Origin of the sequence: Massilia sp. MS-15 (genome assembly GCF_020176695.1) — a bacterium.
Lineage (GTDB): Bacteria > Pseudomonadota > Gammaproteobacteria > Burkholderiales > Burkholderiaceae_D > Telluria > Telluria hydrophila.
Map to the genome: position 1 here is coordinate 1 of NZ_JAIWIA010000062.1, position 21,887 is coordinate 21,887.

18 protein-coding genes are annotated in these 21,887 nt (G+C 64.8%); 8 read left to right on the forward strand and 10 right to left on the reverse strand.

Going from position 1 to position 21,887, the window contains the following annotated elements:
* Positions 1-272: 272 nt before the first annotated feature.
* On the forward strand, positions 273-668 hold the full coding sequence (locus LCI23_RS19245; protein WP_224948070.1) for a hypothetical protein: 396 nt from the start codon (positions 273-275) through the stop codon (positions 666-668).
* 243 nt (positions 669-911) lie between these two features.
* Here LCI23_RS19245 and mnmE read toward each other — a convergent pair whose 3' ends face one another.
* The 5 genes from mnmE to rpmH all read right to left on the reverse strand — a co-directional run bounded on the left by mnmE (position 912) and on the right by rpmH (position 4,858).
* A complete protein-coding gene (mnmE, locus tag LCI23_RS19250; protein ID WP_224948071.1) occupies positions 912-2,288 on the reverse strand; it encodes a tRNA uridine-5-carboxymethylaminomethyl(34) synthesis GTPase MnmE in 1,377 nt (458 codons plus the stop codon).
* A 72-nt stretch (positions 2,289-2,360) separates the two neighbouring features.
* The gene (yidC, locus tag LCI23_RS19255) at positions 2,361-4,013 is read right to left on the reverse strand and encodes a membrane protein insertase YidC (RefSeq protein WP_224948072.1); all 1,653 of its coding nucleotides are present in this window, start codon (positions 4,011-4,013) and stop codon (positions 2,361-2,363) included.
* 10 nt (positions 4,014-4,023) lie between these two features.
* The gene (yidD, locus tag LCI23_RS19260) at positions 4,024-4,290 is read right to left on the reverse strand and encodes a membrane protein insertion efficiency factor YidD (RefSeq protein ID WP_224948073.1); all 267 of its coding nucleotides are present in this window, start codon (positions 4,288-4,290) and stop codon (positions 4,024-4,026) included.
* Complete coding sequence (gene rnpA, locus LCI23_RS19265; protein WP_224948074.1) at positions 4,287-4,694, reverse strand: ribonuclease P protein component; 408 nt, start codon at positions 4,692-4,694, stop codon at positions 4,287-4,289. Before rnpA ends, yidD begins: the two co-directional genes overlap by 4 nt.
* 29 nt (positions 4,695-4,723) lie before the next feature.
* Positions 4,724-4,858, reverse strand: a complete 135-nt coding sequence (gene rpmH, locus LCI23_RS19270; RefSeq protein WP_040378179.1) for a 50S ribosomal protein L34 — start codon at positions 4,856-4,858, stop codon at positions 4,724-4,726.
* 367 nt (positions 4,859-5,225) lie between these two features.
* Between rpmH and dnaA the strand changes: the two genes are divergently transcribed.
* The 3 genes from dnaA (at position 5,226) to gyrB (ending at position 10,572) form a co-directional block, all read left to right on the forward strand.
* Positions 5,226-6,626 carry a chromosomal replication initiator protein DnaA gene (dnaA, locus tag LCI23_RS19275; RefSeq protein ID WP_224948075.1) on the forward strand — a complete coding sequence of 467 codons (1,401 nt, stop codon included), beginning with the start codon at positions 5,226-5,228 and terminating at the stop codon, positions 6,624-6,626.
* Between the two features lie 232 nt (positions 6,627-6,858).
* Positions 6,859-7,965 (forward strand): DNA polymerase III subunit beta, encoded by a 1,107-nt coding sequence (dnaN, locus tag LCI23_RS19280; protein WP_224948076.1) that lies wholly within the window; start codon positions 6,859-6,861, stop codon positions 7,963-7,965.
* A gap of 105 nt (positions 7,966-8,070) precedes the next feature.
* On the forward strand, positions 8,071-10,572 hold the full coding sequence (gyrB, locus tag LCI23_RS19285) for a DNA topoisomerase (ATP-hydrolyzing) subunit B (protein WP_224948077.1): 2,502 nt from the start codon (positions 8,071-8,073) through the stop codon (positions 10,570-10,572).
* A gap of 569 nt (positions 10,573-11,141) precedes the next feature.
* Here the strand turns inward: gyrB and LCI23_RS19290 are convergent.
* The 4 genes from LCI23_RS19290 to infA form a co-directional block, all read right to left on the reverse strand.
* Positions 11,142-12,428 (reverse strand): MFS transporter, encoded by a 1,287-nt coding sequence (locus LCI23_RS19290; RefSeq protein ID WP_224948078.1) that lies wholly within the window; start codon positions 12,426-12,428, stop codon positions 11,142-11,144.
* Between the two features lie 173 nt (positions 12,429-12,601).
* Complete coding sequence (locus LCI23_RS19295; RefSeq protein ID WP_224948079.1) at positions 12,602-13,693, reverse strand: hypothetical protein; 1,092 nt, start codon at positions 13,691-13,693, stop codon at positions 12,602-12,604.
* A gap of 514 nt (positions 13,694-14,207) precedes the next feature.
* Positions 14,208-15,860 (reverse strand): ATP-binding domain-containing protein, encoded by a 1,653-nt coding sequence (locus LCI23_RS19300; RefSeq protein ID WP_224948080.1) that lies wholly within the window; start codon positions 15,858-15,860, stop codon positions 14,208-14,210.
* 138 nt (positions 15,861-15,998) lie between these two features.
* Positions 15,999-16,262: a translation initiation factor IF-1 gene (infA, locus tag LCI23_RS19305; RefSeq protein ID WP_224948081.1), complete on the reverse strand. Its 264-nt coding sequence runs from the start codon at positions 16,260-16,262 to the stop codon at positions 15,999-16,001.
* 695 nt (positions 16,263-16,957) lie between these two features.
* Here infA and leuA point away from each other — a divergent pair.
* Complete coding sequence (leuA, locus tag LCI23_RS19310) at positions 16,958-18,652, forward strand: 2-isopropylmalate synthase (protein ID WP_224948099.1); 1,695 nt, start codon at positions 16,958-16,960, stop codon at positions 18,650-18,652.
* Between the two features lie 4 nt (positions 18,653-18,656).
* On the opposite strand, the gene LCI23_RS19315 is transcribed toward leuA, so the two are convergent.
* Entirely contained in the window at positions 18,657-19,631 is a 975-nt protein-coding gene (locus tag LCI23_RS19315) for a GlxA family transcriptional regulator (protein WP_224948082.1), read from the reverse strand.
* Positions 19,632-19,720: 89 nt separating this feature from the next.
* Here LCI23_RS19315 and LCI23_RS19320 point away from each other — a divergent pair, with 89 nt between their 5' ends.
* The 3 genes from LCI23_RS19320 to LCI23_RS19330 all read left to right on the forward strand — a co-directional run bounded on the left by LCI23_RS19320 (position 19,721) and on the right by LCI23_RS19330 (position 21,886).
* The gene (locus LCI23_RS19320; protein WP_224948083.1) at positions 19,721-20,557 is read left to right on the forward strand and encodes an MBL fold metallo-hydrolase; all 837 of its coding nucleotides are present in this window, start codon (positions 19,721-19,723) and stop codon (positions 20,555-20,557) included.
* A gap of 108 nt (positions 20,558-20,665) precedes the next feature.
* On the forward strand, positions 20,666-21,295 hold the full coding sequence (locus tag LCI23_RS19325; RefSeq protein WP_224948084.1) for an HAD hydrolase-like protein: 630 nt from the start codon (positions 20,666-20,668) through the stop codon (positions 21,293-21,295).
* Between the two features lie 162 nt (positions 21,296-21,457).
* Complete coding sequence (locus tag LCI23_RS19330; protein ID WP_224948085.1) at positions 21,458-21,886, forward strand: hypothetical protein; 429 nt, start codon at positions 21,458-21,460, stop codon at positions 21,884-21,886.
* Position 21,887: the final 1 nt, after the last annotated feature.

Genomic DNA, 21,887 nt, shown 5'->3' on the forward strand with positions numbered 1-21,887 from the left:
GCGGTATTAATTAATCGGCCTGGACCGTTGCAAGACTTTATAAAGCTAAACGCAGGCTGCGGGTCGCTTCCTTTGCGATACAGAAGAGGCCAATTGTCCGGTCGAAGTAGACAAGCCTAGCGCGGCTACTGCCGCGATGAGGTCACGATAGCCTGGCGTCGGCGGCGGAATCGTCCGGCGCTCGGGTTTCGAAGCTGGCGGCCGCGGTGTCTGCCCCTGCCTCGCGCGCCATCGTTTGGCGCCGACGCCGTCACGATGTTCAGGAGCCGCTTATGCATTGTCTCGTCTGCTCAACAGAACAAGTACGCAAGTTCAGCATCGTCTACGAAGAAGGCACGTCGCGTGGGAGTTCGGAAGGATCATCCAACCATCCGCGCGACAAGGCTATCTACACGGCCGAGCACTTCTCGCAGACCGCACTGGCCGCGCGCTGCAGCCCGCCGCACGAGCCGGACGTCGGATTTGTCCTTGGCAGCATTGGCATTGTCCTGTCGGTCGGCGCCGGCATCCAGCTTGGCAAGGCGACCACCAGCTTGTGGTGGGGCACGGGATGTTTTTTGTCGAGCTCTGGACGCTCTACCTTGTCTGGCGGCTGCTGTTGGCAAATCGCGCATTCGCCCGGTACGAGGCGGCTTACCGGTGCTGGGAGCAGTCGTGGGTGTGCATGAGCTGTGGCGGTAGCAGATCGGGCAATAGGCCGCGCCATGTTGGAGCGGATTTGCCGACTGTAGCCATCAAGTTCAAAGTTGCCATAGGAAAAGCGCAAGCTTTTGCCAGGTTTTGACGTGTTCACTGACCTGTGTCGGCACAGGCGCAGCCAGGACGAGGGCGCGCGCAACCGTGGTCGCCGGTTCCGATACCCGGACGCGTGGTCTTGCGCGGTCACCGAACGCGTGGACCGGCCGTCTACCCTACTTCCCGATACAGAAGCGGCTGAAGATCACGCCGAGCAGATCATCCGGCGTGAACTGCCCCGTGATGCTCGACAGCTGGTCCTGCGCCAGCCGCAGTTCCTCGGCGAACAGGTCGAGCGACTGGTCGTCCTGCATCGCATGCTGGCGCGCCAGTTCCAGGTGCTCGCGCGCGGCGCGCAGTGCGATCAGGTGGCGTTCGCGCGCCAGGTAGAGCGACTCGCCGGTCTGCTGCCAGCCGGCGATGCGCAGCAGTTCCGCGCGCAGCAGATCGATGCCGAGCTTCTCGTTGGCCGACAGGTACAGGTGGGTGGCGTCCGCCGCCGCGTCGATCGAGGCCTTGTGGCCGGACAGGTCGATCTTGTTCCAGATGCGCAGCACCGGCACGCCCTGCGGGAAGGCGCGCACGATCTCCTCGTCGGCCGCGCTCGGGCCCAGGCTGGCGTCGAGCAGGTGCAGGATCACGTCGGCCTTGCCGACTTCGCCCCAGGTGCGCTCGATGCCGATGCGCTCCACGACGTCCATGCCTTCATCGGTGCGGATGCCGGCGGTGTCGATGATGTTGAGCGGGATGCCCTCGATCTGGATGGTCTCGGTGACCTTGTCGCGGGTGGTGCCGGCGATCGGGGTGACGATTGCGACCTCGGCGCCGGCCAGGGCATTGAGCAGCGACGACTTGCCCACGTTCGGCTGCCCCACCAGCACCACGTTCAGGCCTTCGCGCAGCAGCGCGCCTTGCGCAGCCTGGCGGAACACGTGTTCCAGCGATTCGATGATGATGGCCAGCTGGCCGCGCGCGTTCGATTTTTCCAGGAAGTCGATTTCCTCTTCCGGGAAGTCGAGCGTGGCCTCGACCAGCATGCGCAGGTTGATGGTCTGGTCGACCAGCTTGTGCACCACCTGCGAGAACGCGCCCGACAGCGACTGCGAGGCGGACTTCGCCGCCGCCTCGGTGGAGGCGTCGATCAGGTCGGCCACCGCCTCGGCCTGGGCCAGGTCGAGCTTGTCGTTCAGGAAGGCGCGGCGGGTGAACTCGCCCGGCTCGGCCAGGCGCAGGCCAAACCCACCGCCCGCTTCCAGCACGCGCGCCAGCAGCATCTGCAGCACCACCGGGCCGCCGTGGCCCTGCAGTTCGAGCACGTCTTCTCCGGTATAGGAATGCGGCCCCTTGAAGTACAGGGCCAAGCCTTCGTCGATCACCTCGCCGCCGGCGTTCTTGAACGGAAGATAGGTGGCATGGCGCGGCGCCAGCCGGGTACCGGGGAACAGGGCATCGATCAGCGGGGCGAGCGACTTGCCGGAGGCGCGCACGACGCCGATGCCGCCGCGGCCGGGAGCGGTGGCGATGGCGGCGATGGGGGAGGTGTCGAGTTTCATGGCAGGATTGTAAGGGATACGGGGCAAAGAAAAAGCCCGCGCGAGCGCGGGCTTCGATGGCGAGGCGAGGGCTTACTTGGCGGCGCCGGTCTCGAACTTCTTGGTGATGACCCACTGCTGGGCGATCGACAGGATGTTGTTGACCACCCAGTACAGCACCAGGCCCGACGGGAAGAAGAAGAAGATCACCGAGAATGCCAGCGGCATGAACAGCATCATCTTCGCCTGCACCGGATCGGCCGGCTGCGGGTTCAGCTTGGTGGTGATGAACATCGACACCGCGTAGATGATCGGCAGGATGAAGAACGGGTCCGGCTGGGTCAGGTCGGTAATCCAGCCTACCCACGGCGCGCCGCGCATCTCCACCGACGACTGCAGCACCCAGTACAGGGCGAAGAAGACCGGCATCTGCACCAGGATCGGCAGGCAACCGCCCAGCGGGTTGATCTTCTCGGTCTTGTACAGCTCCATGGTGGCCTGCTGCATCTTCTGCGGGTCGTTCTTGTAGCGCTCGCGGATCGCCTGCATCTTCGGCGTCACCACGCGCATCTTGGCCATGCTGCGGTAGCCGGCGGCCGACAGCGGGAAAAAGGCCAGCTTGATCAGGACGGTCAGGGCGACGATAGTCCAGCCCCAGTTGCCCAGCAGGGCGTGCAGGTGGTCCATCACCCAGAAGATCGGCTTGGCGATGATGGTCAGCATGCCGTAGTCCTTCACCAGCTCCAGGCCCGGGGTGATGGTTTCCAGGGTCTTCTCGTCCTGCGGACCCGAGTACAGGCGGCTGTCGGTCGAGACGGTGGCGCCCGGCGCCACGTTGCCCAGCGGCTGCACGGTGCCGATCGCATACAGGTTGGTGGCGATCTTCTTGGTGTAGATGTCGCGCTGCGCCTTGTCGGCCGGGATGAAGGCCGAGACGAAGAAGTGCTGCGAAATCGCGACCCAGCCATTGTTGGCCTTGGCCGAATGCTCGGCATTGCCCTTCTCGATGTCTTCGAAGCTCAGCTTCTGGTATTTGTCTTCGGCGGTGTACAGGGTCGGGCCGGTGTAGCTCGACATGAACCAGGAATCGTTGGCCGGCTTGTTGCCGTCGTGCTGCAGCTGCAGGTAGAGCGAAGGCTGGACTGGCGCGGCGGACAGGTTGGTCACGTCATGGCGCAGGCCGATGGTGTAGTCGCCCTTCTTGAAGGTGAAGGTCTTGGTCAGGCGCACGCCGCCCTGCTCCGCATCCAGCACCAGCTGCACGTTGCCATTGGCGTCGCGCGTCGGCGCGCCGCCGCGGACGGTGAACGGGGTCTGGTGGTTCGGCAGCACCCCGGCCGGGGTCTGGCCGATCAGGCCGGTCTGGCCGAGGTAGGTGTTCTTGCCGCCTACGTCGAACAGGACCTTGTTCTTGTTCTTGTCGATTTCGTCGGCGAACTTCAGCAGTTCGAGGCGCTTGATGACGCCGCCGAGGGTGTCGATGTCGACCTTGACCACGTCGGTGGCGATGGTGACGCGCTGGCTGGCCGGCGCGGCTGCGGGCGCGGCGGCGCCAGGCACGGCGCCCGCGCCCTGCTGGGCGGCGGCCGGTACGTCGTTCGGCTTGGCTTGCTGCGCCACCTGGGCCGCTGGCGGCGCGGGCGAGAACAGCGACTGTTTGCCGTTAGCCACCATCCAATTGTTCCAGAGAACAATCAGGGAAATGGCGAACACGATCCACAGGACGGTACGTTTATTGAGTTCCATTGGAGTCTAGTCAGGAGTGGTTACAACCGCGAGCGGCTGGTGGAGATGGCTGGTCCTTGTCCTTCGGCGCCGGCACGAAGTCGACGCCGCCCGGATTCCAGGGATGGCAGCGGCACACGCGGCGCGCGGCCAGCAGCGAGCCCCTGGCAGCGCCATGGACGCGCAGGGCTTCGATCGCATAATTGGAACAGGTCGGGTAGAAACGGCATTTCTGCCCGAGCAGCGGGGACAGCAGCAGCTGGTAGCCGCGAAGGAACCAGACCAGCAGCGTCTTCATGGCGTCGGGGGTACCGGCGGCGGCGCGGCGCGGCGCGCACGCTGGGAAGCGAACAGGCGCGTGAGCTCGGCGTGCAGCGCGGCCTTCAGGCTGCGCGTGGTAGCCGGGCCGTCCTTGCCGTTGACCGGACGCGCCAGGCGTACGATGCAATCGACAGGCAGCAAGCCGCTGGTGCGGAAGACTTCGCGCGTGACACGCTTGATCGTATTGCGGGTGACCGCGCGCGGCGCGAAACGCTTGGCCGCAACGACGCCCAGCCGCGCATGCGGCAGCGAATTGGGTCGGGTATAGAGCACGAAATGCGCGGATTTTTGCGTCGGCCGCAAACGAAAAACGGATGAAAACTCATCCGTTTTAACGATACGCCGAACGCGCGCGAAGTCGTGCGAACCTTCGCCTGTCATGCCGACCGCGTCGATCAGGTGTCTAAAACTTAGACAGCCAGACGCTTGCGGCCCTTGGCGCGGCGAGCGTTCAGGACTTGGCGGCCACCACGGGTAGCCATACGTGCGCGGAAGCCGTGCGTACGCTTGCGACGGACGACGGAAGGTTGGTAAGTACGTTTCATGGTGGTCTCGCTTAAAGCAAAAGTAAGTGCAAAATCGGGTCTGACGTCGTGTCAGGATTCGTCGCCAATGACAGTTCGCAGATGGTTAAGCCAGCGTCACGCCACAGGGATACTCGTTTTCGCCCGGACAACCTGGTGCCGACACTGTCGACTTGATATGGCGCACGGACGGGGAACCCTGAATTAGACACGATTTACGGTCCAGCTGTCAAGAATGCCGTTGTTTCCCGGCCTTTTACCGATGGGTTCTCGGGACTGCCCGGGAATCGCGCAGCATATCGGTTCTCGTTGAAAATAGTGGGTGCAACCTGTGGATAACTTCGCCCGAGACAGGTAAAATAGCGTGTTACGTATCAACTAGCGAAGTATGGAAAACTTTTGGCAGACCTGTTCCGCGCAGCTGGAACTCGAGCTGACGCCGCAGCAATATAGCGCGTGGATCAAATCGCTCGTCGTGCTCGACTACGAGGACGGCAAGCTGCGCATCGCGGCGCCGAACCGCTTCAAACTCGACTGGGTCAAGACGCAGTTCGCCAAGCGCATCACCGAGCTCGCCTGCCAGTACTGGGAAGCACCGGTGGAAGTGCAGTTCGTGCTCGACCCGAAGAACAACCCGGCCAAGAAGCCGGCCGGTCCTGCCTCGGCTGGCGCTGCCGACGGCAATGCCGCGCCCAACTTCAATGCGCCGCGCCAGCCGGAAGCGCCGACCCAGGGCAACGTCAACATCGCCAATTCGCCCAAGCGCGAGCAGAGCCGCATCAACACGGACCTGACCTTCGACAGCTTCGTGACCGGTAAGGCCAACCAGCTGGCGCGCGCCGCCGCAATCCAGGTCGCCAACAACCCGGGCGTCTCGTACAACCCGCTATTCTTCTATGGCGGCGTCGGCCTCGGCAAGACCCACCTGATCCATGCGATCGGCAACCAGGTCATGGCCGACAACCCGAATGCGCGCATCCGCTACATCCACGCCGAGCAGTATGTGCGCGATGTCGTCACCGCCTACCAGCGCAAGGGCTTCGACGACTTCAAGCACTACTACCACTCGCTCGACATGCTGCTGATCGACGACATCCAGTTCTTCGGTGGCAAGAGCCGCACGCAGGAAGAATTCTTCTATGCCTTCGAGGCGCTGATCGCGGCCAAGAAGCAGATCATCATCACCTCGGATACCTATCCGAAGGAGATCACCGGCATGGACGACCGCCTGATCTCGCGCTTCGACTCCGGCCTGACGGTGGCGATCGAGCCGCCGGAGCTGGAAATGCGCGTGGCGATCCTGCTGAAAAAGGCGCAGTCCGAGAACGTGACCCTGTCGGACGACGTGGCGTTCTTCGTGGCCAAGCACCTGCGCTCGAACGTGCGCGAACTGGAAGGCGCGCTGCGCAAGATCCTGGCCTACTCGCGCTTCCATGGCAAGGACATCACCATCGACGTGGTGAAGGAAGCCCTCAAGGATCTGCTGTCGGTGCAGAACCGCCAGATCTCGGTGGAGAACATCCAGAAGACGGTGGCGGATTTCTTCAACATCAAGGTCGCGGACATGTATTCGAAGCGCCGGCCGGCGAATATCGCCCGCCCGCGCCAGATCGCGATGTACCTGGCCAAGGAATTGACGCAAAAGAGCCTGCCGGAGATCGGCGAGCTGTTCGGCGGCCGCGATCACACCACCGTCTTGCACGCGGTACGCAAGATCGCCCAGGACCGCCAGAAGAATGCCGAGTGCAACCACGAGCTGCACGTGCTGGAACAGACGCTGAAGGGCTGATTGATAAGGAAGCCTGGCGCTGGCCGGGGTTCCGTAGGGTGGGCAAGTTTCTTGCCCGCGCGTTCAACGAACGTATCCGAACCACAGTACGTCATATCAACCGTGGTTTGAGCACGTGGGCGGGAGGATTCGCCCACCCTACAAGGGCGGAGACACCGTTTGTGTTCTCCGTTGGCAATTGGCAAAATAGAGCGATAGCAATAAATAAATTAATACTTAACTGAGGATATCTATGCAACTGGTCAAATCCACCCGAGACACGCTTCTCCGGCCACTGCAGATCGTGAGCGGTATTGTCGAGCGTCGGCACACCATGCCGATTCTGGCCAATATCCTCATTCGCAAGAATGGCGCCAGCGTTTCCTTCCTCTCGACCGACACCGAAGTGCAAATCACGACCCACGCCGACATCGGCGCCGGCGACGACGTGACCGGCACCACGGTGGCGGCGCGCAAGCTGCTGGACATCCTGCGCGCGCTGCCGGAATCGGGCGACGTCACCATGACCCTGCAGAACAAGCGCCTGGCCGTCCAGAGCGGCAAGTCGCGCTTTGCCCTGCAGACCCTGGCGGCCGAGGAGTTCCCGACCGTTTCCGTGGCCGACAGCTACAACGCCTCGGTCACCCTGCCGCAAAAGACGCTGAAGCACCTGTTCAACATGGTGCACTTCGCGATGGCCCAGCAGGACATCCGCTATTACCTGAACGGCCTGCTGCTGGTGCTGGACGGTAACAACATCATCGCCGTGGCCACCGACGGCCACCGCCTGGCCTTCTGCCAGGTGGCCGCCGAGCAGTCCTTCGAGCGCCAGGAAGTGATCATCCCGCGCAAGACCATCATCGAACTGCAGCGCCTGCTGGAAGAAAGCGACGAGGAAGTGCGCCTGGATATCGCCGCCTCGCAGGTCAAGCTGAGCTTTGCCGACATCGAGCTGGTCTCGAAACTGGTCGAGGGCAAGTTCCCCGACTACACCCGCGTGATCCCGAAGGGCTACAAGAACGAGTTCACGATCGGCCGCGATGAACTGCTGCGTTCGCTGCAGCGCGCCGCGATCATGACCAGCGACAAGTTCAAGGGCGTGCGCTGCATCATCGAGCCGGGCGTGATGAAGATCAGCTCGACCAATGCCGACCAGGAAGAAGCCGTCGAGGAACTCGAGATCGACTACGGTGGCGACACCATCGACATCGGTTTCAACGTCACCTACCTGCTCGACGTGCTGAACAACCTGAAGTGCGACCAGGTGAACATCGCACTGGGCGATTCGAACTCGTCGGCGCTGATCTCGATTCCCGACAATGGCGACTTCAAGTATGTCGTCATGCCGATGCGTATTTGATTCGTGCTTAGCTAGGTAGAGCACTCCCCGCCGCACCGGCCCAGGCCGGCGTGGCGGCACAGGCTGGCAACAGCCCTGGATTACCCGTTTTATAGAAAGCAGTCCATGTCCGAGAATACCCAACCAGAAATGACCCCCGCCCCCAAGGCGGATGAATACGGCGCGTCCTCGATCCAGATCCTGGAAGGCCTGGAAGCGGTGCGCAAGCGTCCGGGCATGTACATTGGCGATACCTCGGATGGCACCGGCCTGCACCACCTGGTGTTCGAGGTGCTCGACAACTCGATCGACGAGGCGCTGGCCGGCTACTGCACCGAGATCCACGTCACGATCCACTCCGACAACTCGATCTCGATTACCGACAACGGCCGCGGCATCCCGACCGGCGTCAAGATGGACGACAAGCACGAGCCGAAGCGCTCGGCGACCGAGATCGCCCTGACCGAACTGCATGCCGGCGGCAAGTTCAACCAGAACTCCTATAAAGTGTCGGGCGGCCTGCACGGCGTCGGCGTGTCCTGCGTGAACGCGCTGTCGAAGCTGCTGCGCGTGACCGTGCGCCAGAAGGGCAAGGTCCACCAGCTGGAATTCTCGCGCGGTGTCCCGATCGACCGCCTGATCGAGGTGGTGGACGGCGTGGAAGTGTCTCCGATGAAGGTCATCGGCGAGACCGACAAGCGCGGCACCGAAGTGCACTTCTGGGCAGACGAGGAAATCTTCACCACCGTCGAATTCCACTACGAAATCCTGAGCAAGCGCATCCGCGAACTCTCCTTCCTGAACAACGGCGTCAACATCAAGCTGTCCGACCACCGTACCGGCAAGGAAGAGGTCTTCGCCTTCGAGGGCGGTACGCGCGGCTTCGTCGAGTACATCAACAAGGCGAAGTCGGTGCTGCACCCGACCGTGTTCCAGGCTACCGGCGAGCGCGTGTCGGAACAGGGCACCAACATCTCGGTGGACGTATCGATGCAGTGGAACGACGCCTACAACGAGCAGGTGCTGTGCTTCACCAACAACATCCCGCAGCGCGACGGCGGTACCCACCTGACCGGCCTGCGCGCGGCGATGACCCGCGTGATCAACAAGTACATCGACGAGAACGACTTCGCCAAGAAGGCCAAGGTCGAGATCTCGGGCGACGACATGCGCGAGGGCCTCACCTGCGTGCTGTCGGTGAAGGTACCGGAGCCGAAGTTCTCCTCGCAGACCAAGGACAAGCTGGTGTCGTCCGAAGTGCGCGGCCCGGTCGAAGAGATCGTGGCCAAGACCCTGACCGACTTCCTGATGGAGAAGCCGAACGACGCCAAGATCATCTGCGGCAAGATCGTGGAAGCGGCGCGTGCCCGCGAAGCCGCGCGCAAGGCGCGCGACCTGACCCGCCGCAAGGGCATCATGGACGGCCTTGGCCTGTCCTCGAAGCTGGCGGACTGCCAGGAACGCGACCCGGCGCTGGCCGAACTGTACATCGTCGAGGGTGACTCGGCAGGCGGATCCGCCAAGCAGGGCCGCGACCGCAAGTTCCAGGCCATCCTGCCGCTGCGCGGCAAGGTGCTGAACGTGGAAAAGGCGCGTTTCGAGAAGATGCTGTCGTCGGAGCAGATCACGACCCTGATCGCGACCCTCGGCACCTCGATCGGCCCGGACGAATTCAACGTCGACAAGTTGCGCTATCACCGCATCATCATCATGACCGACGCGGACGTCGACGGCGCCCACATCCGTACCCTACTGCTGACGCTGTTCTACCGCCAGATGCCGCAACTGGTGGAGCGCGGCCACATCTACATCGCCCAGCCGCCGCTGTACAAGGTGAAGGCCGGCCGCGACGAGCGCTACCTGAAGGACGATGTCGAGGAAGCGAGCTACATGATGTCGGTGGCGCTGAACAACGCGTCCCTGATCCCGCGCGACGGCGCAGAGCCGGTCACTGGCGAGGCGCTGGGCGAGCTGGTGCGCCAGTACAACCTGTCGAACGCCATCATGATGCGCCTGACCCGCGTGATCGACCGCGCCGCGCTGACCGCGATCACGGGCGGCGTTACGCTGGACATGAGCACGCTGGAAAAAGCCGAGGCCTCGGCCAAGGCGATGGAAGCGGCGATCAAGGATCCGGCGGTGAAGGTGGTGGTGCGCTCGGACGAACTGTCCGAGAAGCACGCGCTGCGCATCGAACGCATGCGCCACGGTAACGTGAACGTCACCTCGATCGATGCCGATTTCGTGCAGAGCAACGACTACGCCGTGCTGGCCAACGCCGCCGCCACCTTCCAGGGCCTGATCGGCGAAGGCGCCATCATGCGCCGCGGCGAAGGCGAGAAGATGAAGGAATTCGCGGTGCGCGGCTTCCACGAGGCCATGATCTGGCTGCGTGAGGAAGCGGAACGCGGCGTCTCCAAGCAGCGTTACAAGGGTCTGGGCGAGATGAATCCGGAACAGCTGTGGGAAACCACGATGGACCCGAAAGTGCGCCGCCTGCTGAAGGTGCAGATCGAGGATGCGATTGCGGCGGACCAGATCTTTACCACGCTGATGGGGGATGAAGTGGAGCCGCGGAGGAACTTCATCGAGAGCAATGCGCTACAGGCGGGGAATATCGACGTCTGATCGTCTTCCTTCTATAATGAAATGGCCTCTTGCGAGGCCATTTCTTTTTATCCAGCGCAGTCAACGGCAAGCGCGAGATCGCTTCTGCCTCAAAGCGGGCTCTTTCGCGCTGGCGCCTCGATCTTCTCATCAAACTCATTCAGGCGCTTCAATATGACCTGGTTCTTGGCATACTTGCGCTTCAATGTTGGAGCTTCTTATCGGTTCCCGTGCAGAGTTTGCGAATCTCGCGCTCAATTTCCCTCATACGCTTCTCATCAGGCGGGTCTGGAAACTCTCCACCAAAATCGTCACATCCCTCGCGCCTGTCCACATACCTGGCTACGTCAGAAGGAAGCTGGGATTCTGCAGCGAATGCCGTTCCCAGCCCGAAGTAGAGTACGCACAGCGTCGCAGGCATCATTGGATGCATTTCATTCTCCGTATCTGACCAATAAGGATCGCGATAGAACAAGACCAGAGTATTAGAAGGTGGCCTTGTATGGAGCGCTTTGCGCTAGAGCACGATAATGCGAGAGGTAGTCGAAATGCAGAAGCAGCCCAAGCACCCTTGGGCATACGACGATAATTTACTCCTGCTCGGGGATTGGGCGAAGTACCAGGAATTGATAGGACATCGCCCCCAGGAAGGCAATCCCGGCGCCAGTCAGCAAGGCTGGCACGAAGGACCAGCTCTGCGCAATATAGCCAGTGAAAATCGGCGCCAATGCCCCGCCAATGAATCCCCCGAAGTTCTGGATCGCGCCCAGCGAGGCAACGCGGCTGCGCGGCGCGACGGCGGTGGCGAGCGACCAAGAGCAGGCCGATGCCGCGTTGGCCAGGAAGATCACTACCGAAATACAGGCGATCGCTGCGGTATTGCTCTCCACCAGCGCGGCCGGAATGGTGAACGCGACCATGCCCAGCATGGCCAGCACCACGGCCGTCCGACGCCCGGCAACAGCGGAGGATGCCCGGCGCGTGATCCGGTCGGACGCCCAGCCGGCCACCAGCGCGCCGGCGAAGCCGCACACAAAGGGAATCGTGGCCGCGACGCCGACGTAGGCGACATCCATGTGGCGCTCGGTGCGCAGGTAGCCCGGCAGCCAGGTCAGGAAGACCCAGTTCAGGTAGACCGAGCCGAAGAAGCCGAGCAGCATGCCCCAGGTGGCACGCTGCCGGAACAGGGCGCGCCAGGCCGCGAAGCCCGCCTTCGGCGCGGCTTCCAGCGACTGCCCTTCGTCCAGGTAGGCCTTTTCATCTTCAGTCAATTGTTCGCGCACGGGATCGCGGTAGAGGCTGACCCAGACCACGGCGGCGACGATACCCAGCGCGCCAGTAACAAAGAAGGCCCAGTGCCAGCTGGTCGCGGCGATCAGGGGCGATAGGCACAGGGGCGCCAACGCGAAACCAAGCGGCGAGGCGGAGTTATAAATGCCGGTTGGCGTACCGCGCGCCTTGAGCGGGAACCAGTTGCTCACGACCCGCGCTGCGGCCGGGAACTGGGGCGCTTCGCCAATCCCTAGTACGATCCGGGCCAGCACGAACCAGCCGAAGCTGGACACCAGTCCACCGGCGGCCTGTGCCAGTGACCACAGCACCAGGCCTGCGCCGAGCAGCCAGCGCGGCCCGATCTTGTCGACCAGCGCCCCCACCGGCAGCTGGCAGAGCGCATAGCTCCACGAGAACGCGGACAGCAGCAAGCCCATCTGGCCAAGCGACAGGTCCAGGTCTGCGCGGATGAACTCGTTGGCGACGGCGAGGGTGGCGCGGTCCAGGTAATTAATGACGCCGGTGACGACCAGGAGCACGAGGGCCAGGGTTTGACGACGACGGATGCGTGGAGGGGTGGCTGCAAGGCCGGAGGTAGCGATCATCCCGAGATCGTACCAAATCGGTGTTAATACCGGGAAAGATATTCCTGCCGCTCGCTGTTGGCGGCGCATCGCGCAGTCCCATGTGATGGCAAGAACGCCCTCAGCTCCTGGTCATGCTGTCGTGCTGCCGCCACGCATCCGCTGGCGCTCGCCCACCCCGAGCGAAGCTCGGCTTATGGCAGGATGATCTTCACCACGGCCTGGCCCGACGTGACGTACAACACGCCCTTGCCATCCGTCGCAATGCCACGCACGCCCGCCAGGCTGCCTGGCAGGGCACCCGGCGTCAGGATCTGCGAGCCGCGTTTGCCAGCCACCGTGCTGACGACGCCCTGCGGGCTGATCTTGCGCACCAGGTTGTTGCCATTGTCGGCCGCATAGGCGTTTTCCTGCGGATCGACCGCCAACGCCACCACCGCACCGAAACTGGCGGCCCCGCCAGCGCCATCGGCCGAGCCGGTGACGTTGGGCGTGCCCGCCAGCCGCGCCAGCAGGTTGATGTTGCCGGTCCTGCTGATCGTCTTGTTCAGGTCATACACGAAGACGTGGCTCTGGGGGCCGAGGGCGATGCCGCGCGGCTCCAGGGAGCGGGGACCAAACAGGTTGTCCATCGTGTACACGCCTTCCATGATGCCGGTCGTGCTGCCGCTCTGGTAGCGGGTGCTGTAGCTGTTGGTCATGAACAGGTTGCCCTGCGGGTCGACCGCTATCGCGCCCGGGTACACGGCCTCCATGCTGCGGCCGTCGACGTTGTTCCCGACCGCCATGGTGGTGGCGGTGCCCACCTGTCCGCTGCTGCTGTTGACGCTGCGGATGCGTAGCTGGTCGGTGACGTACAAGCTGCCATTGGTGGGATGGATGGCGATCGCGACCGGATCCGTGAAACGCGCACTGGCGCCGGTGCCGTCGGCAAAGCCTGCACCAGCACTCGCCGACCCGGCCAGGGTGGTGACCACGCCCGCCGGCGTGATCTTGCGGATGGTCCGGTTGCCGCGGTCGACCACGTACAGGTTGCCCGCCGCATCGATGGCGACGCCGCTCGGGTTGTGGAAACGCGCATCGGCGCCGGTCGCGTCCACGCTGCCGGTCTCGGTGGCGCTGCCGGCGACGATGCTCAAGGCCTGTATCGGCGGGCGATCATCGTCGTCATCGTCCTTGTCCCTGGGCGGGTGGTCGCCGCAGGCGGCGAGCAACATCACCAGCACCGATGCACCCAACAGTTTCAGGCGCTGGCGCGCGCCTCCCGCGACATCCCACGTGTTCATGTGTTCTCCCTGGTATGGATGGGAAAATGCTAGCACGGGTTCGCCGCCTGTCTGTCCGGATTGTGTCATCGGGCGCGTGAATCGCCAGTTCAGCCATGCTTTCGACAATCTCATCGGATTGCTCATGCCAGAAGGAAACTGGTGTGTTTCAATAGGCTGACCTCCGGCTACCTGCATTCGCAATCAAACGCATGATGACAACGCGGCTGCTTGCACGCCTGACTGCTTCCTGGCTGGTCCTGGTCATCGGGGCGATGCTGGCCGCTGCACTGGCCGCATCCGCGTCCGTGACTCCCTGCGATCATGGCCGCATCGCCGCGCCCGGCTTTTTCCCGCAATCCCTCTGCCAGGTGCTGGACGCGCCGCTGCGCGACAACGCCAACCTGCACGCCATCGTCATCCTGCGCCATGGCGCGCCGGTGGCCGAACGCTATTACCGGGGCAAGGACCGATCGATCTGGATGCCGTTCGCGCGCACCGTGCAAACGCCGTGTTCCGCGCGCGGCCGGCGCCCTTACGCGCTAGCGTCCACGCCCCCGCTCATCCGGTCGAGGAACTGCACCGACGCCCGCTCGCTCATCACCAGCACCAGTTTCAGGCGCGCGCGCGTCATGCCCACGAACAGCTTGCGCAGCGTGAGCTCGTCCATCTCCTCGAAGTCGATCTCGGTGAAGATCAGCGCCGGCGCCGACTGGCCCTTGAAGCGGTACACGGATTCGGCCAGCAGCCCGCCCTCGCGGAACACAGGGTTGCCGAACAGGTCATAGGCGCCGGTGAAGGAGCGCAGCGTGTGGGCGTCGCTCAGTTTGTCCAGCTTGAGGATGGCGGATTTCTCGCGTCCGCGGAAGGAGCAGATCGCGATGTCCTGGCGCCCGAAGCCGGCCGCCAGGCACAGGGTCACGGCGCGCCGGGTCTGGGACAGCATGGCGTCGACGTCGCCTTCCGGATAGGTCAGCTCTTCGATGTCGGCGCCCTTGAACGGACTGCCCGCTTCCACCGGCTGGCTCACCGCGCCGATCGAGCCCAGCATCTGCACCACCTCGCGCGGGCTGCGGTAGTTGGTGTTCGAATGCAGCACCACCCAGCCGGGCAGCGGCACCATCGGTTTGCCGTACAGGTTCTGGTCCGGGTCTTCCAGCCACATGGCGCGTCCGCCTTCCTTGAGCATGCGCAGCACGATGTCGCGCCAGGCGCCCGAAAAATCCTGGCCCTCGTCGACGATGACGACGTCGTACTGCCAAGTCTCGGGCAGCGCCGCCGAGGCCAGGCCGCCCTCGATCTCGTCCCACACCGTGGGCGAGCCGTAATCGGGGGTCTTGCCCTGGGCGCGCAGCCAGGCGTCGCACAGTTCGTGGAAGTTGGCGACGCGCCCGCCGGCCGGCACCAGGCGCTCGATGTGGTCGGCGAGTGGGCGGTTGAAGCAGACGTAGAGCGGGCGCAGGCCGGCGTCGATGGCGGCGCTGTACTCGGCCAGCGCCAGCTGGGTCTTGCCGCTGCCCGCGGTGCCCATCACGCGCAGCCGGAAGGGCGAGAATTCCAGGCGCCGGGCCCAGATGGCCAGGCCACCCGACAGGCGCGTGACCATGCTGGTAGCGCAGCCGATCATCGAGCTCGGGTCCGGACGCAGGCTGAGGGTGTCGCCGAGGTAGCGCGTGACCCGGTCGAAGTCCTCGGTACGCGGGGTGATGGGCAGGATGTCGCGGATGGCTGCGCCCAGCCGGCCCTTGGTGGTGGCGTCGATGATGTGGCTGGGGTCGATGCCGGCCTGCTGCGGGTCCTTGACGATGTAGTCCGGGCAGTACAGCAGGTAGTCGATCGACAGTTCGCCCTGGTAGCGGCGCGAGAAGCCTTCGATGGTGTGCAGGATCTGGTGGCGGATCCGGCGCGGCTTGCCCTGGTAGTTCTTCACCAGCCCGTCGCGGGTCTCGTTGAGAAAGCCGGCGATCTGCTCGATCAGCAGCAGGCGGCCGTTGGGCGCGACGATGATGAAGTCGATGTCGCCATAGGCTGAGAAGCCGTGCTCGACATTGGTCCAGTGCACGCCGTGGTAGATCTCGTAGGGCGTGTCGGACAGGCGCTTCTCGAGCAGGGTCAGGGTTTCGATTTCACGGGCGGCGGAACCGGTGACGGACATCTCGCGCCAGCCGGCGGGGTGGATATGGGCCATGGATCGTCGCTCACCTGTTTTTAGGGTAGCAACATTGTAAAGCCGATCATGCTTGTTGCCAGCACCGTTGAACGGGGCAGGCGCCCCTGCGCGCTTCCCAAGGGAAGCGCAGGCCTGCATTGCACAGGCCGCGCAGGATCAGCGGCGGCGCGGTGCCGGACGCGGGCCGGTCGGGCCACGGTTTTCGATGTGGCGGAAAGTGATGCGACCCTTGTTCAGGTCGTACGGCGACATCTCGAGCGTGACGCGGTCGCCCGCCAGGATGCGGATGTGGTTCTTCTTCATGCGGCCCGAGGTGTAGGCGATCAGCTGGTGACCATTGTCCAGGTTGACGCGAAAGCGCATCTCGGGGAGGATTTCGGACACCAGTCCGTTCATTTCGATCAGTTCTTCTTTGGCCATGCTAGCTCTCCTAAAGCTGGGTGACGGCCCGCGCGGCGCGCAGGCTGATAAAACGTTAAAACGTCGGTCGCACCGCGCGCTGTCGTCGTGACGGCCTGGCGGCGTTGATACTGATGCTGGCCTGACCGTGGCCAGGGTGGAGAAAAAAGAAGCGCGCGCCTGCTGCGGGGGTGGCGGGTGCGGAGGCTTGGGCGGCGGCGTATGCAAACCAGAGGATACGGAGCCGGGAGAAAGTCGAGCACACTGCGTCGACGACAACTACCAGTATACCACCGATGGAAGTGCGTTGCAGAAAGGGCCCCGTTTGCGCATTGCACCAATTTTTGCTTGACACTGCATCTTTCCTCTTTTAGAGTGAATCGCATGTCTTTCCACCTGCATCTGTCGACTTCCCTACCTGCCGCCGGCGCGCTAGCGCTGGCAGGCCTGCTACTACCGGCCTGATTCCGCCCGTACGTACCGGCGTCACCGCCGGCCCCAAGCAGCCAGGAAAGTCGTACCGATGTCCAAGTTTTCCTTCCCCTCGTCGTCGTTCCCCGCCACCAGCACCGTGCTGGCGCTCGGCGCGCGCGCACAGTTTCGCCTGCTGCTAAAGCTAGCGACCGGTTGCCGGGCCTAGCGTTTCGTGGCCCGTCCGGCAGCCCGCCGCCACACATCCGCCCTCACCGGCCCGTCGTGTCACCCAGGAGCAAACGATCATGCACCAGCAACCCGCCGCCAAATACCGTCCCTTCCCCGCCGTCCAGCTCGCCGACCGCCAATGGCCCGGCCGTACCATCACCCGCCCGCCGATCTGGATGAGCACCGACCTGCGCGACGGTAACCAGGCCCTGATCGAGCCGATGAGCCCGGAGAAGAAGCTGCGCTTCTTCGAGATGCTGGTGAAAATCGGTGTTAAGGAAATCGAAGTCGGTTTCCCGTCCGCCTCGCAGACCGACTTCGACTTCGTGCGCATGCTGGTCGAGGAGAACCGGATTCCGGACGACGTCAGCATCATCGTGCTGACCCAGGCCCGCGAAGAGCTGATCCGCCGCACGGTGGAAGCGGCGGCCGGCGCGAAGCAGGCCATCGTCCACATCTACAATTCGGTGGCGCCGGTATTTCGCCGCGTGGTGTTCGGCATGGAGCAGGACGAGATCGTGCAGATCGCCGTCACGGGTACCCGGCTGGTCAAGGACCTGGTGGCGCAGCACCCGGAAACGCGCTGGGGCCTCGAATACTCGCCCGAGTCCTTTTCCACCACCGAACTCGATTTCTCGAAGCGCATCGTGGATGCCGTCAGCGCCGTCTGGCAGCCGACGCCGGACAACAGGATGATCGTCAACCTGCCGTCCACCGTGGAAGCGAGCACGCCCAACGTGTACGCCGACCAGATCGAGTGGATGTGCCGCCACCTGGAACGGCGCGCATCGCTCATCGTCAGCGTGCACCCGCACAACGACCGCGGCACCGCGGTGGCGGCGGCCGAGTTGGCCGTGATGGCCGGCGCCGACCGCGTCGAGGGCTGCCTGTTCGGCAACGGCGAACGCACCGGCAACGTCGACCTGGTGACCCTGGCCCTGAACCTGTACACCCAGGGCGTGCATCCGGGCCTGGACTTTTCCGACATCGACGCGGTGCGCCAGGTGGTGGAGGAGTGCAATCAGCTGCCGGTACACCCGCGCCATCCGTACGCGGGCGACCTGGTGTTCACCGCCTTCTCGGGCTCGCACCAGGACGCCATCAAGAAAGGCTTCGCGGTGCAGAAGGCGGATGCGATCTGGGAAGTGCCCTATCTGCCGATCGATCCGGCCGACCTGGGACGCAGCTACGACGCCGTCATCCGCGTCAACAGCCAGTCCGGCAAGGGCGGCATGGCCTACCTGCTGGCGCAGGAGTACGGCCTGGAGCTGCCGCGCCGCCTGCAGATCGAATTCTCGCGCGTGGTGCAGCACATGGCCGACGCCACCGGGCGCGAAGTGGCCGCGGCCGACATCCACGCCCTGTTCTCGCGCGAATACCTGGAGCAGGTCTCGCCCTGGCAGTACGTGGCGCACCGCATGGTCGAAGACAGCGCGCACGGCGTCCAGATCGAACTGAGCGTCGCCCAGCAATGCGTGCCACAGCTGCGCCAGGGCAGCGGCAACGGTCCGATCGACGCCTTCGTGAACGCGCTCGGCCTGGACATCCGCGTGATGGACTACCACGAGCACGCGATCGGCCACGGCGCCGATGCGCGCGCCGCCTGCTATGTCGAGCTGCGCGTGGGCAGCGGCCCGACCCTGTTCGGCGTCGGCATCGACAGCAACATCGTGACCGCGTCCTTCCGCGCCGTGCTGTCGGCGGTGAACCGGCATCTGGCGATGAGCGGGGCCGCGCAGGAACCCGTGCCGGCGCAGATGGCGGCCTGACGCCTCAGTTGCGTCCGAAGGCCTGCCGGTAGCGCGTGGTCGTCATCCCGGTGGCTTCCCTGAACATGCGGCGCATGCCGGCGTCGCTGCTGAAACCCAGTTCGGCGCTGATGCTGCTGGCCGGCGCCGAGGTGTGGATCAGGCGTTCGCTTACCTGGTTCAGCTTGATGCGCCGGACCCAGGCCGCGGCCGGCGTTCCCGTGGCCGCATCGACCTTGCGCGCCAGGGTGCGTTCGCTGGTGCCGAGCTCGCGTGCCAGCCGCGCCAGCGTTGCCTCGGTGGCCGGCAGGCGCTCGACCGCATCGTGCAGGCGCTGCATCAGGCGGCCGGGCTGGCCGATCAGGTTCACTCCCTGGAAGGCGGCATGGGTGCTCCCGGGACGCGGCAGCACCATCAGCCGGGTCAGGTCGCGGTAGGCGTCCACGCTGAGGCGCCTTTCGATATAGGCCTGGGCGATCGGCAGGTAGCCGTTCACGCCCGAGGCGGTGGCGCTGGCCGCGTTCACCACGCAGCTGCGCTCCACCTGCCAGTCCACGCGCGGGAAGCGCGCCCGCGCAGCGTCGGCCAGCCACCAGGTGATGGTGGCCGGCTGCCGGTCCAGGCGCCGCGCCGCGGCCGCCAGCCAGACGCCGGTACAGTAGCTCCATACCATGCAGTCCTTGCCGAGGCGCGCGATGGCCTCCACCAGCGCGGCATTGTCGCTGAGTGCCGCATCGGCCTGGGCGGCCGCCTCGGTCCAGAAGCCGGGCACCAGCAAGGCATCGAGGCGCGCCGCCGCGAGCCGCTCCTGCGGCGGCAGGCGCATGCCGTGGGCGCAGGCCACCGGACCATCCTCCAGCGCCACGTACACGCTCTCGAACAGGCCGCGGCCGGCGCGGCGGCTGGCGGCGTGCAGCAGGTCGGCGAATGACAGCAGCCCGGCCGGCATGCAGCCCGGATAGAGCAGCAGGCCGATGCGGATGGGTGGCGGCAGGTCCATGGCGGAAAATGATGCATTGATGGCGAATCCCGCCATTTAAACAGCTTGCGCGGCAGCCGACAATCTGGTCTCACGCCACAGGAGACGCCATGAAGATCACGCAACTGCGCAATGCCACCGCCATCATCGAACTCGGTCCCTACCGGATCCTGGTGGATCCGATGCTGGCGCCGCAAGGCAGCCTGCCCGCCCTGAAACTGGGCGGCGGACGGCAGCGCAATCCCACCGTCGGGCTGCCTGCCGCCACCGATGCATTGCTGGCGGACGTCACCCACTGCCTGATCACGCACTGCCAGAAGGGCCACTTCGACCACCTGGACCGGGCCGGCCGGCGCTGGCTGCGCGAGCGCGCCGTCCCGGTAATCTGCAGCGCGCACGATGCCGCCTACCTGCAGGCGCGCGGCCTGAACGTGGCCCCGCTCGCCCCCGGACACGCCCCGCAGCCGCTGCTGGGTGGCCAGGTCACGACCGTGCCCTGCCGCCATGGACGCGGCGCGCTGGCGCTGCTGATGGAACACGGGGTCGGTTACTACCTCGAACTTCCGGGCGAGCCAACGCTCTACCTGTCGGGCGACACGGTGCTGACGCCGCAGGTGCTGGCCTTCGTGGAGCGCCAGCAGCCAGAGGTCTGCCTGGTACCGGCCGGCGGCGCCCGCTTCGACCTGGGAGGCGAGATCATCATGGATGCGGACGAGGTCGTGCGCCTGCTGCAGGTCACGCGCGGGCTGGTGGTGGCCAACCACCTGGAAGCGCTGAGCCACTGCCCGGTGACGCGGCGCTCCCTGCTGGAGACGGCGCGCACGGCGGGCGTGGCCGAACGGCTATGGGTGCCCGACGACGGCGCCAGCCTGCGTTTTACACGACGTGCAAAGGGAGGCGCTGGGATTGTTGCGCAGGATGAAACAACCCTGTCGCCTGCAAGCTGATTGTGTGTTTGGGTGGACTGTTCGTCATGCAGGCATCTGCCCATGCAATCGCAGGGAGCGTTAACGACGCGGGACTATAATCAGCCCTACCACCACGCCCATTTCGCCATGTCCTACCGCCTCGCCATCTTCGACTTCGACGGCACGCTGGCCGATTCCTTCCCGTTCTTCGTCAGCGTGTTCAACCAGATCGCGGACCGGCATGGCTTCCGCCGCGTGAGCGCCGAGCAGGCCGAGACCCTGCGCCACCACGATTCCCGCACGATCATGCGCCAGCTTGGCATGCCGGCCTGGAAGCTGCCACTGGCCTCGCGCAGCTTCATCGGGCTGATGCGCGAGAACACCACGCGCATCCCGCTGTTCGAGGGTGTCGACGCGGTGCTGCAGGCACTCGACGGTGCGGGGGTGCGGCTGGCGATCGTCTCGTCGAATTCGGAACAGAACGTGCGCCTGGTGCTGGGTCCGCAGCTGAGCGCCCTGTTCGGACACTACGAATGCGGCATGTCGGTATTCGGCAAGGCCACGCGCATCCGCAAGGTGGTCGAGCGCGCCGCGGTGCCGCCCGCGCAGGCGCTGTACGTGGGCGACCAGGCCATGGATGCGGAAGCGGCGCGCAAGGCCGGGGTGGCCTTCGGCGCGGTCAGCTGGGGCTATGCGCCGATCGAGGCGCTGCGGCGCGCCGGCCCGCAGCGCGAGTTCGGCACGCCGGCCGACCTGCTGCAGATCGCGCGTCCGTGAACGAGACCGGGCCTTCACGCACACCACGCCTTGAGCGCATCGATGTCTTGCAGGCCAGCGCGATCCCGGTCTTGCGGTTGCGTGCGTCCGATAGCGCTTCTATACTGCGCCTCTATACGCCTGAGGCAATGCACCCACGCATCACTTAACGACGGAACCCCCATGCGCAAGCCCTCCTTTCTCCTCATTGCGCCGCTTGCCACGCTGCTGGCCGGCTGCGTCAACGATACGGCCAGCTACCGGATCGCGGGCAGCGACCACTCGCTCACCGTACGCGTGGTGCAGGATGTTTTCTGGAGCAAGCAAGCCTCGCTGCGCCTGACCGCTACCCGGCTGCCGGAGTGCCAGCGCCAGTTCGCGCTGGGCGAAGTCGCACTGGCGGGGCTGGAAGTCGAGCTGTTCGAGAGCGGCCCCAATGTGTATACGCTGCGCGCGGGCGAGGACACCTGGCAGGTGGAGACCGCCAGTTGCAGCGAGCGGGATGCGCCGGAGGCGGACGCCGTCGGCGGCCAGGCGCTGGGCGTGTTCCACCTCGACGCGCAGGGCAAGCTGGTATTCGAGGCGGCCGGGACGGCTGCCGTGGAAACCTGAG